The organism is Pectobacterium peruviense (genome assembly GCF_003312355.2).
Taxonomy (GTDB): Bacteria; Pseudomonadota; Gammaproteobacteria; order Enterobacterales; family Enterobacteriaceae; genus Pectobacterium; species Pectobacterium peruviense.
In genome coordinates this window covers 4,098,712-4,113,718 of sequence record NZ_CP161826.1, presented here as the reverse complement: position 1 = coordinate 4,113,718, position 15,007 = coordinate 4,098,712, and the positions used below count along the sequence as shown (strand labels likewise).

13 protein-coding genes are annotated in these 15,007 nt (G+C 52.3%); 12 read left to right on the top strand and 1 reads right to left on the bottom strand.

Annotated features, from left to right (window positions below; all coding sequences use genetic code 11):
- Window positions 1-189: 189 nt before the first annotated feature.
- Entirely contained in the window at window positions 190-606 is a 417-nt protein-coding gene (locus DUT67_RS18455) for a hypothetical protein (protein ID WP_113633026.1), read from the bottom strand.
- A 341-nt stretch (window positions 607-947) separates the two neighbouring features.
- Between DUT67_RS18455 and DUT67_RS18450 the strand changes: the two genes are divergently transcribed.
- The 12 genes from DUT67_RS18450 (at window position 948) to DUT67_RS18395 (ending at window position 14,996) form a co-directional block, all read left to right on the top strand.
- Window positions 948-2,303, top strand: coding sequence for an NCS2 family permease (locus tag DUT67_RS18450; protein WP_048258774.1), 1,356 nt, complete (start codon window positions 948-950; stop codon window positions 2,301-2,303).
- A 465-nt stretch (window positions 2,304-2,768) separates the two neighbouring features.
- The gene (locus tag DUT67_RS18445) at window positions 2,769-4,415 is read left to right on the top strand and encodes a Na+/H+ antiporter (RefSeq protein WP_048258775.1); all 1,647 of its coding nucleotides are present in this window, start codon (window positions 2,769-2,771) and stop codon (window positions 4,413-4,415) included.
- A gap of 358 nt (window positions 4,416-4,773) precedes the next feature.
- Window positions 4,774-5,484, top strand: a complete 711-nt coding sequence (locus DUT67_RS18440; protein WP_010285248.1) for a response regulator transcription factor — start codon at window positions 4,774-4,776, stop codon at window positions 5,482-5,484.
- Window positions 5,462-6,976 carry a HAMP domain-containing sensor histidine kinase gene (locus DUT67_RS18435; RefSeq protein ID WP_113633025.1) on the top strand — a complete coding sequence of 505 codons (1,515 nt, stop codon included), beginning with the start codon at window positions 5,462-5,464 and terminating at the stop codon, window positions 6,974-6,976. The genes DUT67_RS18440 and DUT67_RS18435 overlap by 23 nt, the downstream gene beginning before the upstream one ends.
- A 313-nt stretch (window positions 6,977-7,289) precedes the next feature.
- Window positions 7,290-7,511 carry a Flp family type IVb pilin gene (locus tag DUT67_RS18430; protein ID WP_010295686.1) on the top strand — a complete coding sequence of 74 codons (222 nt, stop codon included), beginning with the start codon at window positions 7,290-7,292 and terminating at the stop codon, window positions 7,509-7,511.
- 7 nt (window positions 7,512-7,518) lie between these two features.
- Window positions 7,519-8,070 carry a prepilin peptidase gene (locus DUT67_RS18425; RefSeq protein WP_113633024.1) on the top strand — a complete coding sequence of 184 codons (552 nt, stop codon included), beginning with the start codon at window positions 7,519-7,521 and terminating at the stop codon, window positions 8,068-8,070.
- Window positions 8,071-8,116: 46 nt separating this feature from the next.
- Window positions 8,117-9,061, top strand: coding sequence for a Flp pilus assembly protein CpaB (gene cpaB / locus DUT67_RS18420; protein ID WP_113633023.1), 945 nt, complete (start codon window positions 8,117-8,119; stop codon window positions 9,059-9,061).
- Window positions 9,062-9,141: 80 nt separating this feature from the next.
- Window positions 9,142-10,614 (top strand): type II and III secretion system protein family protein, encoded by a 1,473-nt coding sequence (locus DUT67_RS18415; protein WP_113633022.1) that lies wholly within the window; start codon window positions 9,142-9,144, stop codon window positions 10,612-10,614.
- Between the two features lie 21 nt (window positions 10,615-10,635).
- Entirely contained in the window at window positions 10,636-11,322 is a 687-nt protein-coding gene (locus DUT67_RS18410) for a CpaD family pilus assembly protein (RefSeq protein WP_113633021.1), read from the top strand.
- Between the two features lie 14 nt (window positions 11,323-11,336).
- The gene (locus DUT67_RS18405) at window positions 11,337-12,536 is read left to right on the top strand and encodes a hypothetical protein (protein WP_113633020.1); all 1,200 of its coding nucleotides are present in this window, start codon (window positions 11,337-11,339) and stop codon (window positions 12,534-12,536) included.
- A gap of 57 nt (window positions 12,537-12,593) precedes the next feature.
- On the top strand, window positions 12,594-13,997 hold the full coding sequence (locus DUT67_RS18400; RefSeq protein ID WP_048258784.1) for a CpaF family protein: 1,404 nt from the start codon (window positions 12,594-12,596) through the stop codon (window positions 13,995-13,997).
- A gap of 18 nt (window positions 13,998-14,015) precedes the next feature.
- The gene (locus DUT67_RS18395) at window positions 14,016-14,996 is read left to right on the top strand and encodes a type II secretion system F family protein (RefSeq protein ID WP_113625467.1); all 981 of its coding nucleotides are present in this window, start codon (window positions 14,016-14,018) and stop codon (window positions 14,994-14,996) included.
- Window positions 14,997-15,007: the final 11 nt, after the last annotated feature.

Here is a 15,007-nt window from a genome sequence, read left to right as displayed (position 1 = left end):
AACAAGGAAAGCGTACAAACAAAAATGGCTACCAGATGGCAGCCATTTTAGGGTGGTTAACGTACAGAGTACGATTAACGGAAGATAGCGTGGGGGTTAACACCGCGATAGGTTTTGCCCAACGCTTTTAATATTTGATTGATTTTGCGGACAACGCGCATCTTTTTTATCCCCACGATTCTTAAATAATTATTGGTTGAAAGTACCAAAGTTGATGTTGATGTTTTCAAACATAGCGATGATTTTGTTCAGCAGTTTCATGGTCATTTCCTCATTGTTAGTTGATTTGTTTTCTGTGATGCTGTTCACGTTTTTAAGAATACTCGCACTGATACGGGTGGTCAACTTTTTTGTGATGTGAATCACAAAAAAATGAACGATCAGTTTGTGAGGAGTAAACCGCTGTTTTGATTTCCGTCTAAGAACCCTTTCTGCTTTTTCTTCATACTGGTGTGTTTTCAGCGAGTTGTCGGATTGACGATTACCTGTACTGGCTGCGCATTTCCTTATCGAAAAGATGAAGTGAGATAGGTAAATTGTCTCGATTAGCAGTTGAAATAAGCGCAGGGGAAGCGGGATAATCGTGCGCTTCGCATTGCCTGCCATCGTTTTATCCAGCTTGTTTTAGTACAGCCTGTTTTGATTCGGCAATGTCTTGAGACAGTAACGTTTTTCCGGTTCTGCATTCAGCGAGCTAATCGTTTGCGTGCGGGGCTATAGCCTAAATAATTCGAGTTGCAGGAAGGCGGCAAGAGAGGGAATCCCGATGAGCTTACTTGAGTAAGTGATTCGGGTGACTGAACGCAGCCAACGTACATGCAGCTTGAAGAATGACGGGTATATACGGTTCATGATGCGCCAGCGATGCTGGTGCACTCGCGGGGCAAGGCTGCGGGAGCCGTTCAGTATTGATCTTAAATAATAATGACATTTCAGGGGATACCACCATGTCAAACACCACTCGTCAGGCTGGCTCGCAAGGCTCGCTTGATGCTTTTTTCAAAATTACACAGCGCGGCAGTAACGTGCGTCAGGAAGTGTTAGCAGGCCTGACGACGTTCCTGGCCATGGTCTACTCGGTGATTGTCGTGCCGAGTATGCTGGGCAAGGCTGGCTTCCCGCCGACGGCCGTGTTCGTTGCGACCTGTTTGGTTGCCGGACTGGGATCGCTGTTGATGGGATTGTGGGCCAATCTGCCGATGGCGATTGGTTGTGCGATTTCTCTGACTGCATTCACCGCGTTCAGTCTGGTGCTGGGACAGCAAATCAGTATTCCCGTGGCGCTGGGTGCGATCTTCCTGATGGGCGTGCTGTTTACCATCATTTCAGTTACGGGCATCCGCTCTTGGATCTTGCGTAATCTGCCGCTGGGTGTGGCGCACGGTACAGGAATTGGTATCGGTCTGTTCCTGCTGATTATTGCCGCCAACGGTGTGGGTCTGGTGGTAAAAAACCCGATTGACGGCCTGCCGGTTGCGCTGGGCGACTTCACCTCTTTCCCCGTCATTATGTCTCTGTTGGGGCTGGCGGCGACTATCGGTTTAGAGAAGCGTCGCGTACCGGGCGGTATTTTGCTGGTTATCGTCGTGATCTCTGTTCTGGGACTGATTTTTGATCCGAATGTAAAATACGCTGGCTTCTTTGCATTGCCGAGCCTAAAGGCCGCTGACGGTTCATCGCTGATCTTCAGTCTGGATATCATGGGTGCGTTGCAGCCACTGGTTCTGCCAAGCGTGTTGGCACTGGTAATGACTGCCGTGTTCGATGCCACGGGCACGATTCGTGCTGTAGCTGGACAGGCGAACCTGTTGGATAAAGACGGGCAAATCATCAACGGTGGTAAGGCTCTGACCGCAGACTCCGTGAGCAGCATTTTCTCCAGTCTGGTCGGGACGTCACCGGCAGCAGTCTACATTGAATCCGCAGCGGGTACGGCAGCCGGCGGTAAAACTGGCTTAACGGCAACCGTCGTCGGTGTGTTGTTCCTGCTGCTGCTGTTTGTCTCTCCGTTGGCATATTTGGTTCCTGGCTATGCTACTGCGCCAGCGCTGATGTACGTCGGTCTGCTGATGTTGGGCAACGTCTCTAAACTGAATTTTGATGATTTCGTTGATGCGATGTCAGGTTTGGTATGTGCCGTATTCATCGTACTGACCTGTAACATCGTGACTGGTATCATGCTGGGCTTTGGTGCGCTGGTATTAGGACGCATCTGCTCCGGTGAATGGCGTAAACTGAACATCGGCACTGTGATTATTGCTGTTGCGCTGGTGGTGTTCTACGCGGGCGGTTGGGCGCTGTAATCCCTTCTCACAGACCTTCTGGCTCGGTCCAGAAGGTCTGTCATTCCTCGTTTTTCCCTCCTTCATCATTACCCGCGCCAAATGCGATTTTATGTGCCCTTTTATTGGCTTTGGGTTGATGTTACTTGTGTGATAATCAAGAAAGTAATTATCCGTCATACTTCAAACCGCATGTGCGTTGGCAATACTCGGCTCATCTCTGAGCCTCGCCCTGAAGGGCCGCCGCTAGCGGCGTTCAAATCGGCTAAGCCGATTTGTCCTCGCTCACCCCAGTCACTTACTGATGTAAGCTCCCGGGGATTCGCTGTGTCGCCGCCTTCTTGCAGCTTGAATTATTTAGGATGAAACCTCTCTTCTTTACCGAGAAATCCATTTTCATACCGGACTAAATGCGTTAAATATGGAAGGGCAGTTCACGCGCTCGCAGGCAGAATTTTTTGATTTAGGAGTACGTCTAAGGAAAGCATGGAAATATTTTTTACGATTCTTATTTTGACCCTGGTTGTATCCCTGTCCGGGGTAGTTACGCGCATTTTACCTTTTCAAATTCCTCTGCCTTTAATGCAAATCGCGCTGGGTGCCATCCTTGCCTGGCCCCAATTCGGTTTGCACGTTGATTTCAATCCTGAGCTGTTTATGGTGCTTTTCATTCCGCCATTGCTGTTTGCTGACGGCTGGAAAACACCCACGCGTGAGTTCCTGAGACACGGTCGAGAGATTATCGGTCTGGCGCTGGTTCTGGTACTGATCACCGTGGTGGGCATCGGCTATTTCATCTACTGGATGGTGCCGGGAATGCCGCTGATTGCTGCTTTTGCGTTGGCTGCTGTGCTGTCGCCGACGGATGCCGTGGCGCTGTCTGGCATCGTGGGTGAAGGTCGTATTCCGAAAAAACTGATGGGCATTTTGCAGGGCGAAGCATTGATGAATGATGCGTCCGGCTTGGTATCGCTGAAGTTTGCTGTCGCTATTGCGATGGGTACGATGGTATTTACGGTTTCCGGTGCGGCGCTGGAATTTACTCAGGTAGCGCTAGGCGGGCTGTTGGCGGGCGTCGGTGTGACCTGGATATTCGGTAAATCGCTGCGCGTTATCAGCCGCTGGAGTGGTGATGACGCTGCAACGCAGATCGTATTGTTGCTGTTGCTGCCTTTTGCGTCGTATCTGATTGCAGAACATATTGGCGTGTCGGGCATCTTGGCTGCCGTAGCTGCGGGGATGACGATTGGTCAGTCTGGTGTGATTCGTAGCGCGCCACTCACGATGAGGATGCGTGCCAACGGCGTGTGGTCGATGTTGGAGTTCGTGTTCAACGGCATGGTGTTCATCATGCTGGGTCTGCAATTGCCGGACATTCTGGAAACCTCGGTTACGCAGGCGGAGCTGGACCCAACGGTTGAAACCTGGATGCTGTTTACCGATATTGCGATCATCTATGGTGCCTTATTGCTGCTACGTTTCAGCTGGCTGTGGGTGATGAAAACATACAGCACGCATATCCAAAAAAAGCGGCCGATGGTTTTCGCCGAGTTTTCCACGCGTGAACTGTGGATCGCGTCCTTTGCTGGCGTCCGAGGGGCGATTACGCTGGCGGGTGTGTTGTCTATTCCGCTGTTGCTAACTGACGGCACGGCGTTCCCGTCACGCTATCAGCTGGTGTTTATCGCCACGGGCGTCATTTTATTTTCTCTGCTGTGTGGCGTACTGGCGTTACCGTTTCTGCTGCGCGGCGTGGTGGTGGCAGACAAAGCGGCGCATGCCAAAGAAATCCGCATGGCGCGCATGGCTGTGGCTGAAGTGGCGATCAAAAGCATGCACAAAATGGAGGAGCGTCTGGCTGCCGATCGAGAGGAAAACATTGATGAGCAGGTGCTGAAAGAAGTCAGCGCACGCGTTATCGGTAATCTACGTCGACGGCTAATTAATAAAGACGATCCTGAAAACGGTATGTTGATTGAGGATCTGGAGCGGCGTTTTCGTCTGACTGCGCTGAATTCCGAACGTGCAGAGCTGTATCACCTGCGTGCCACGCAGCAGATCAGCAATGAAACGTTGCAAAAAATGCTGCGCGATCTCGATCTGATGGAAGCGCTCCTGATCGAAAATGAGTAAGACGCTGTGAGACGATCCCCGCTACTGCGTTGATTTATTTCTCTTCTCTTTCTTTCCTCTACATCCCCATGGCGTAAGCGATGGGGATGTTTTTTATACGCCTAACCTAAGAACTGTGTCAGGTGATTGTAAACTGCTTGTCACTAAATGATAATGATTGTTATTATCCGTAGGATTTTTCTTAGCAGTAGAGAAATCCTGAGTAAAAAGCTAAGAAGTAGAAAACCAGAAATAAAAAACGGCCCGCACGGTATCAGAACCGCGTGGGGTGAATGGCTGTTTGAAAGACCAGATAAAAAATAAACGGACATTAACCCTGAATTAATTAGGTAATAAGCCACGTTTATAGAGGAAAATTATGCGTGTATTAGTGGTTGATGATGATTCTGTACTGTGCCATTGGCTCGGGTCTAAATTACATTCCCACGGCCATTCTTGCCGGATGGTGCACGATGGCGCACACGCATTAAAAGCGATCAAGGATGAAGTTTATGATGTCGTTCTGTTGGACAGAATGCTCCCTATCATGGATGGATTTACGGTATTACGTGAATTACAAGGGTCACGTCATCCGCCTATTATGCTGCTCTCGGCACTGGATCGTGATGTCGATCGAGTGATGGGACTGGAGCTGGGTGCGGAAGATTATCTCGGCAAGCCTTTTAATTTTAATGAGCTTAGATTACGTCTGGATATTATGGCGCGGCGCGGTAAACGTCATGTCGATAATCCCTCTATGCTGACTTTTGAAGATCTACAACTTGACCGTATGCAGCGCGTAGCATGGCGCGGCGGCAAGCGTATCGATTTGACCGATAAAGAAATCAAGTTGCTGATTATATTGATGGAAAATCCGGGGCAGGCGATTACGCGCACGATGCTGTTAGAGCGAGTATGGGGCTACAATTTTGATCCGCAAACCAATCTGATCGATGTTCATATGTCAAAGCTGCGGGCGAAAATTGATAAAGGATTCCCTCGTCCATTAATTAAAACGCTGAGAGCGATGGGCTACGCATTAGGCGCGGTAGATAAGGACAAAACCGATGTTGGCAGCCACGCTGAATAGAATAAAAATAAAGAGGCTGGGGCAGCGCTGGCAGATAAAAATAAAACACTGGCAATTACTGGGGGCAAGCCAATATCCCGGATTTTTATGCACCTCTAATTTTCGTCAGGCAATAACCATTGTTTTTCTGTTCTTATTAATGATGCTGATGTGTATTGTCGGCTTCAGTTCATTAAGCGAAACACTGATTCGAACGCATGTCCGTGAAGTTATTCTGGGTAATATTTACGATTACTCGATGCAGTCTCGTTTAACGAATGCCGATAGCTTGATTGCGCAATTACGACAGGATAATCGATCGAAAGGTGATGAATTACCGCTGTTTTTGGTGATGAATAAACACGGCGATATTCTGTATCACAATCATCCTTTAAGAACGCATCCTTTAAGAACGAACCCATTAACGTCTGATTCTGCCAACACACATCCTCTGGAAATGCGGCAGCATACTGATTGCCGGATGGATGTCAGCTGTCTTAAAGCCGAAATTTCCAGCCCAGACGACCCTAATCTGATCGGTTTGTCCGTCATGTTGGATGATGGGGGCGTGTTGTTTACTGCTTACAACATTCGTCCGATGTTAGAGCGGGTGAGGACGATCCCGCTTGTAGCGGGGGCGGGATTATTTATCGTGCTGCTCTTCTGCCTGTTTGTCAGCCGTCATTTCAGCTTACGTAGTTTGCGCAGCGTGGAGAAAATTCGCGCGGCGCTGCATCGCTACAGCAGCGGTGAGCAACAGGTGCGTATGCCTCTATCGCCTTACGATGATGATTTTGACAGCCTGAGCGCCGATATTAACCAGAACCTGGAACGGATTGATCGCCTGATGGAACAGGTGCGCAATACATCGAGCCACGTCGCACACGAACTGCGTACCCCGTTGACGCATCTGCAAAATCGTCTGTTCAACCTGACGGAGCGTGCAGGGCTGGATAACGATATTCGTGATGAATTGAATCTGGCGGTGGACGAGGTACATAAAATCCTCGGACTGTTCCGTACCGTGATGCGTATCGGCGAAATCGAAAGCGGACGCTGCGTGCACCAGTTTGAGAACATTGAGGCGCGCCAACTGCTGGAGGAAATTGCCGAATATTATCAACCGCTGGCGGAAACGCGCGGCTGTCGCCTGAAGATTGAAATCAAAGCTGGAATCCAGCTCTTTGGCGACCGTGCTCTGCTGTTTCAGGCGCTGGCGAATCTGGTGGAAAATGCGCTGAAATACGCGGCACAGGGGAAATACATCACGTTGAGCGTGACGCTTTATCGCGGCTGGATTGCCCTAAGTGTTGCGGACCGTGGCCCGGGGATTCCACCCGCACTCCACGGCAAAGCGCTACAGCGTTTCCAGCGGCTGGATACCTGGTTTCAGTCCGGCTATGGGCTGGGATTGTCTCTGGTTCAGGCGATTATCGATCTGCATGGCGGTAAACTCTATCTGGACTCCTCCGAGCCGGGATTGAACGTCTATCTCTGCCTTAATCGCTGTTGATGTCTTTTTTCTCGCGATGAATACGACTCGTGGTAAGCAGTTTGTACTCTGTTTACCACGACGATCCTCTCTTGTTTTTATGAATATCCCTGCAAAAAATATGAATATTTATTAATTTTCTCTGTAGCGGAATTTATGTTAATTATTGATTTATATTGATAATTTTTCGTATGAAAAGATTAACGAATATTAATGTTCTGCTGCTTGCGGTGTTTGATAATAAGTCTCATTATTAATCTTATTATCATCATGGCATCCCCCGAATCCCAGAGTAGGCCATGATTTCTTTGGCTGCGGATTAGAGAGTCTTCCTATGAAAAATATGAAAGCAAAATTGCGTTCTTTCCTGCGTGACGAGAGCGGTGTAACGGCGATCGAATACGGCATCCTTGCCGCGGCAATGGCTGCGGCTATCGGTGCGATTTTCGGCGGCGACGGTATTTTCGTAAAAGCGCTGAATGAAAAATTCACCCAAATCGCCGATCAAATTACTGGAACGGGCACCAGCGGCGGTACATCCGGCGCAGCGAAATAAGCGCGAGATGGCGGATTACACGCACTGGCTGCAGACGGCACTGCTGATGGGCTGCCTGCTGTGGTGTATCAGTACCGATCTGTTAGTACGCAAAATCACGAATCAGGCGGTATTGATTTTATTGCTGGGCTGGCTGTTCTTCAGCGCTTCACATGTCCTGCAATCCGGTGCGTTAGATAGGTTGGCACTACAGAAAGTGTTGTGGGCGCTGCCAGGCGCGGCGGCAGTGCTGGTTGTGGGATTTTTGCTTTTCCTCACCGGCAGATTAGGCGCCGGGGATGTCAAGCTGATGAGTGTGCTGTGCCTGTGGGTTGGGCAAGGACACCAGATCGTTTTCGTCATGGTCACGGCACTGGCTGGTGGGGTTTTAGCACTCAGTCTGCCGCTGCTTAATACCGTACCCACAGCGGTGGCGATGGGCATTCAAACCACCAACCGGGTATTCAAGAGTCGGTTGCCTATGCCACCCGCGTTGCCCGCCGATCTTTCTCAAGGCATACCTTACGGTGTCGCCATCGCGTTTGGCGCAATGTATGTCCTGATTTTTCCCTTGTTTTAATTCTGTCGCAGCTTTAAGACACACACGCTAGGGTAGGCAAGTTGAAATGAAAGTGAACTCTACATACGTACTGTCAGGCGCACTCGTGCTGGCAGGCATTGTTGCGCTGATGGTGCGTAGCTACCTCTCTTCTGAACCCCCAGCACCGCCTCCGGTGGTTGCTCAAGCGCCGGAAAAAGCCGCTGTTTTGGTGGCCGCGAAAGATCTGAATCCCGGTGATTTTATTGATTCAACCTCGCTGCGCTGGCAGGTCACCGAAGAACCTGTTTCCCGCACATTCAATTTTATCCGTGGTAAGGACAGCCAATCACTATTATTTGGGGCGACGCTACGTGAAACCGTGCCCGAGGGTTCTGCACTGACGAGCAACGTCTTGGTGAAGCCGAATGAACCCGGTTTTATTGCCGCAGTCTTGAGTAAAGGGATGCGAGCCATTTCAGTTCCTACTAGTGCTGTTGCCAGCAATGCTGGGTTAGTGACGCCAAACGATCGGGTTGATGTCATCCTCAGCATGAGAAGAGATGACCAGTCTGAGTTACCGCCAAGTCGCGTTCAACCGGTGGTTATGCCGCTGTTGGCCTCACAAACGATTGCGAGTGATTTACGCGTTCTGGCGCTGAACGAAAAAACCATGAACCCTATTTACCCCCGTGCGGATGTTGCAGAAGACGGCGCTGCGCTTGATACCGCTGCCAAAAGTCGTGAGCCTGCAGCGGGTGTTCGTTCGCGTTCGACTACCTATCAAACCGTCACGCTTGAAGTGACGCCTCAGCAGGCAGAAGTGCTGGCCGTTGCCAAAGAGTTGGGCGTTTTGCATCTGGCGTTGCGCAGCGCCAATCAGGGAGATGTGGTCGATCCGCTGACAGGGCGGTCGCATGTAACCACCGTGCCACAGGCAACGGACATCTACGGTGCGTTATCTGCTGGTGGTCATAAGGTTAAAACGTATCGCGGTGAGCAAAAAGACGTGGTGACGTTCCCCTCCCGATAGAACAAATACGTAATCTGACAACCTGCGGGGTGCCGCGAGTTGCTCATAGAACAATGAAGCCCATTACGGAAATTAAGTAAATGACGATGTTTTCGCTGTTTTTGAAATCGGACTTTCGGGGTACGTGCAAACGATTGCTGGCCGCTGGCCTGTTTAATGCGATATTGCCTGTCACGCTGACGACGATGATGTTGCCTGTGACCACGCTGGCTGCTGGGGTATCTGAAGTGGCTGAAACCAACGTGGTGCACCTGACCGTGCATCAAGGACGGTTGTTACAGCTCGACGCGCTGCCAGACAGCGTGCTGGTGGCCGATCCGAATATTGCCAGTTTTGAACTGCCTTCACCGGGCAACCTGTTTGTTTACGCCAAAAGCGTCGGTACCACCACGCTCTATGCGATGGACGAAAATGGCAATGTCATCAACGCCATTCGTCTGGTGTCTGAACATGATTTGAAAGCGTTGGGTGAACGCATGAAGCGTGAATTCCCCGGTGCGGATATCCAACTGGAAGCCTCGATTCCCAGTGGTGTGATTGTGCGCGGCAGCGTCGATACGCCGCAGGATGCCAAGCGTGTTATCGACAGCATACAGGCTTATATCAGTGCATCCTCAAGCGGCGGGCAGGGCGGCGGTGGAGGCGGTGGTGAAAAACTGCCAGGCTCCAGCGAATCCTCTAGCAAAGTGATCAACCAACTCAAAATCAAAACGCCTTCGCAAATCAATATTCAGGTTCGCGTCGTGGAAGTGTCCCGAGCACTTACACACGAACTGGGTTTTAACTGGGAAGCGTCGTTGAATGGTGGATTAAGCTGGGATCATGGACGCACCGTTGGCGGTATTGGTGGGGCAATGGGAACTAGCCGCGGATTTTTTAATTCAGCAACAGGTGCAATCACTAACCCTACTGGAAACTCGATAGGTCTTGGTTTTGGGGGAAAAGATGGCTCGCTTAGTACGTTGCTCACGGCGATGAACCGACAAGGTATGGCAAGTGTGTTAGCCGAACCCAACCTGACGGCGATGTCAGGGGAAACCGCTGCGTTTGCTGCGGGTGGTGAAGTGCCTATTGTCCTGATCACCAATAACAGCGTCAGCATTGATTACAAATCCTACGGTGTGATCCTGCGTATGACGCCGACACTGCTGTCTGCCAACCGTATCAGCCTGCACATTGCGCCGGAAGTCAGTGAGTTAACTGATGTGGGTTCCGTACAGCTGGAAGGCGGATCGCGCATTCCAGCATTGAAGGTGCGTCGTGCAGATACTACGGTGGAATTGGCCAGCGGACAGAGCTTTGCCTTGGCGGGAATGTTGCGCAGTGCGGGTAGTCAGACTGTAAACAGTGTTCCGGGGTTGAGCAGTATTCCATTCCTAGGACGTGCATTTGAAAGTGAAGCCACCAGTCAGGAAGAAACGGAACTGGTGATTATCGCAACCGCTTATGTGGTCGAGCCGGTTAATGCAGGCGATCTTCAGACGCCGGGACAAGGCATAAAAACACTGGATGCTGCAATGCCACGTTCTGCATCTATTGGCTATCTCTACTGAGTCTGTGAGGGGCAATAAAATATGAAAACGATCAATAACAGCTACCCTCCGTTTCGCCCGCTGCACATGCGTGGGGCAGTGCTGACCGCCGTTTTTCTGCTGGCAGGATGCGAGGCGGATCGGCCGATTAACGATGTGCGTATGCAGCGCTTCGATCAGCCTGCGCTTCAACCTGTTGCCGTCCAGCCTTCATCGGTGTCTGTGTCGTTGCTGGTTGCACCGAACGGACGAGGCTTTCTGCCTGAATCCCTGAAACAGCTCAACATTATGTTGAAAGATCAGGGGCGGTTATCCGCACAAACGCTAACGCTTATCCCGCACAGTGTGAGCGGCGAGCAGATGGCTGGGCGACTGGCGACGGTGCTGAAAAATGCCGGTGCCAATGCGCAGAATGTGAAACAGATGCGCCGTTCTACTGCGAGCGGACAAACTGGCGATCTGGAAGTGATCTCCGAGGCGTTGGTTGTCAAAACCACCCGCTGCACGATCAACGATCCCAATCAGCTGATGGTGAAGCCGTTTGATGGTGTGGGCTACCTTGGCTGCGCCACGAAAAACAATCTGGCGATGATGGTCGCCGAACCCCGCGATCTGATTCAGGCGAAAGCGCTGGATAGTGCGGATGGTGTGGCGGCAGTCAATAGCATCGAACGCTACCACAAAGGTGAAGTGAAAGAGCTCATCGACATTAACTTTGAAGAAGATTAAGGGCGTGACATTCCATGAGTGAAATTACCCCTAACGATGGTGAAGAACTGGCGCTACCGCTGGTGGCGTTCGCCAATGATGTGCGCGATGTGGCCGATATCAGCGATCTCTTTGCTCGCCTGAAACAGCCGGATGTGCCGGTGATGCCTAGCGGCATTGCCGCTGCTCGTCAATGGTGCGAATTGAATGTCCCGCCGCGCGTTTTACTGGTGGATCTGGAAGGGGCGCACTGGCCGCTTCCCGCGCTGGAAGAACTACTGAGCGTCTGCGGCCCTACCAGTCAGGTTATTGCGACAGGCAAAGAGCAAGATGTGAGTTTATACCGCGCGCTGCTTCAGGCGGGCGTGGTGGACTACCTGGTGAAGCCGCTCACGCTGGATTTGCTGGCAGCAACGCTGGCGAAGTGTGAAGGCCAACAGGCAGGGCCGGAATATGCACGCATGGGCAGAACGATTGCGGTCGTCAGCGCCAGCGGCGGAAGTGGTGCCAGTACCGTGGCGATGGGGCTGAGCCGCCTGCTGTCTGGTGAACGTCATTTACCCGTGGCGCTGGTGGATTTTGACCGTCGTAACGGTGACCAATTGCTGCTGCAAGGGCAAACCGATGATGCGGGTCTGGCGGCGGTGTTGGGGACTCAGGAACTGGATACCCGACTTTTGCAGCGTGCCATGCTGCGCGTGGATACCCGTTTGCACCTGTTGGCGCAGAAGCCAGAGCTGGGCGAATTGAGCCCGGTTGAGGTGGATAACGTGCTGAATCTCGGTGGTGCGCTGTGCCGCATGTTCAATCAGGTGATTTGGGATCTGCCCAGCAGCTATCCGACCGGGGCACTGGACGTACTGACCTACGCGGATCTACGCATCATCGTGACGGAATTGACGCTTCAGGATGCACGTAATGTGCGGCGTGTACTGAATGAAATCGGCGACGAAAGCGAAGGGCAGCGTCTGCTGCTGGTGCATAACCAGAGCCGTTTTGCTACGAACGCGCCGTTAAGCCGCGATCAGTTTGAACAATTTACCGGCCGGAAGATTGATGTCGTGTTGCCGAATGCAGGCCACGCGCTGGCGCAGAGCCTCACGCTCGGCGCATTGAATCTGGCTGCGGCTCCTGCTTTCCAACAGGGATTACGCCAATTGGTCGATCTGGCCTGCGGCGTGCGTGCCAGACCAGCAGAAAAACGCTGGTTCTCGCGTTGGTTAAAACGCGCCTGATGATGTTAAGCGTTTGCCGTTTTTCAAAGGGTTAAGGACTATTTTAGGGTTACGAACATGTTGATTCGTAAGAATAACCTGCAAAAAAGTGAAGCAGGGAAAAGTGCGCCTCAGGCCGCGCCTGCTGCCAACGTGGCAGAACTGAAAACGCGTCCGGCTGCGGAGAACCGTACACAGCCAACGGCGAACACGTCTTCTGGAGCTGCCCCTGCTGCCCGCCAGACGGACAATCGGAACAGCCAGCGTCGGATTATCCGCGCACAGCTTTACGATCAGATCGATGCCGGTAAAGCGGCGATGATGGGGCGTGACAAACTGCTGGTGCAGATCGAAACGGTGATCCGCCGCATCTGTGATGAGCAACGGTTACAGCTTTCTCGGCAGGAAGAGGAAGCTATCGCCACCGAAATGCTGGATGAGATGACGGGAATCGGGCCGATCCAGCCGCTGTTGGCGGATGACACGGTCAACGATATTCTGGTTAACGGTGCTGGTCAGGTGTTTGTCGAGCGCTTTGGCAAACTGGAACTGTCGCCGATTACCTTCATCGACGAAGAGCATGTGTTTAACACCGCGCAGCGTATTGCCGCCGCGGTGGGACGCCGTATCGATGAAGCCAGCCCGATGGTGGATGCGCGTCTGCCGGACGGCAGCCGCGTTAACGTCATTACTTATCCGCTGGCGATCGACGGCACCACGATCTCGATCCGTAAATTTATGCGCCGCAACCTGTCGCTGGAAATGCTGGCGGAGCGCCGCTGCATGTCCTACGCGATGGCGGATGTTCTGAATAAAGCGATGCAGGCACGCGTTAACGTGATCGTCTCCGGCGGAACGGGTGCGGGTAAAACCACCTTGCTGAATGCGCTGTCGCAGAAGATTGGCACCACCGATCGCATTATCACCATTGAAGATGCCGCCGAGCTGCAATTGCAGCAGGAGCACGTGGTGAGATTGGAAACGCGTCCTGTCAGCGCCGAAGGCACTGGCCGCATCGATCAGCGCGATCTGATGCGTAACGCCCTGCGTATGCGCCCCGACCGCATCATTCTGGGTGAAGTACGTGGCGGCGAGAGCTTCGACATGTTGCAGGCGATGAACACTGGCCACGATGGTTCGCTGTGTACGGTGCATGCCAATACCTCGCGTGACGCGATACAGCGTCTGGAAAACATGGTGATGATGGCGAACATGCAGCTGCCGCTGATGGCGATCCGTCGTCAGATCGCCAGCGCGGTCCACCTGATCGTGCAGATCGAGCGTATGCGCGACGGTATGCGTCGTGTGGTGTCCATCACCGAAGTGTGCGGCATGGAGAACGAAGTGATCCAGCTTCAGGATCTGTTCAGCTTCAACATTCAGGGGATGGATGGACAGGGTCTGTTGACGGGGGAATATGTTCAACACATTCAGCGCCCACAGTTCTACAGCGATAAAGCGCATCTGTTTGATGCGCAATGACGAACTGAGGAGACGCTGATGAGTGATATACGCCTGAATCTGATCACGCTGCTGGTATTTGGCAGCGTGCTGATGCTGCTCTTGGCGGTCAACGCCTGGAGAAAATCACGCCAGAACCGTTTGCAGCGTGAACAGCGCTGGCTGCAGGTTTTAAACGAAGTCAGCCCGTCGGCTGCGGCTGCCGTGTCTGATTCGATCCTGCGTGACGAGATCAAAACGCCGTTGATGGGCGTCCCTGTCATTGGACGCTTGCTCGCTATCCTCTGGGCGCAAATGACGTTCATCGGCTGGAAAAAAAACCTACCTCAGCGTTCTCTTTCACTGGGGGCGGTCAGCCTGATACTCGGCATGATCTTAGGGCAGCGTACTCTGCTGCCGCTCACGATGGGACTGATGTTTACGCTGCTGCTGTTTGTCAGCATCGGCATGATGTTGTTTCGTTCGACGCTGCAAAAACATCTGAAAGCGCTGCGCGAAAGTCTGCCCGAAGCCATTGATGCGATTACCCGCAGCTGTCGTGCTGGTGTTCCGGTGGCGAATACTTTCTCGATTGTCGCCGAGCACCTGACTGGGCCGTTGGCGAATGAATTCAAGACGATTGACCACTGGCTGAAACTCGGTATTCCACTGCGTCAGGTCATTCAGGCCTCGGCGACGCGCGTGCCGATGGCTGAATACCGCTTTTTCGTGGTCATTCTGATCATCAATCAGGAAGCGGGTGGGCGACTGGGGGAAACGCTGGAGCGTCTGTCCGCGACGCTGCGTGACCGTCGGGAACTGCAATTGAAAGTGCAATCCAAGACGTCTGAAGCGCGTGCGTCTGCCAAGATTGTCGCCGCGCTGTTCCCCGGCTGTCTGGCCTATTTGTACATGAAATCACCCGACGATTTCAGCTTCCTGTTCTCCGATCCGGTCGGAACGACGGTACTGATTTACGCCTTGTGCAGCGTCTCGGTCGGCATGCTGGTGACGCACGTTATGGTTAAACGGATAGGGTAAAGGGAGAGCCA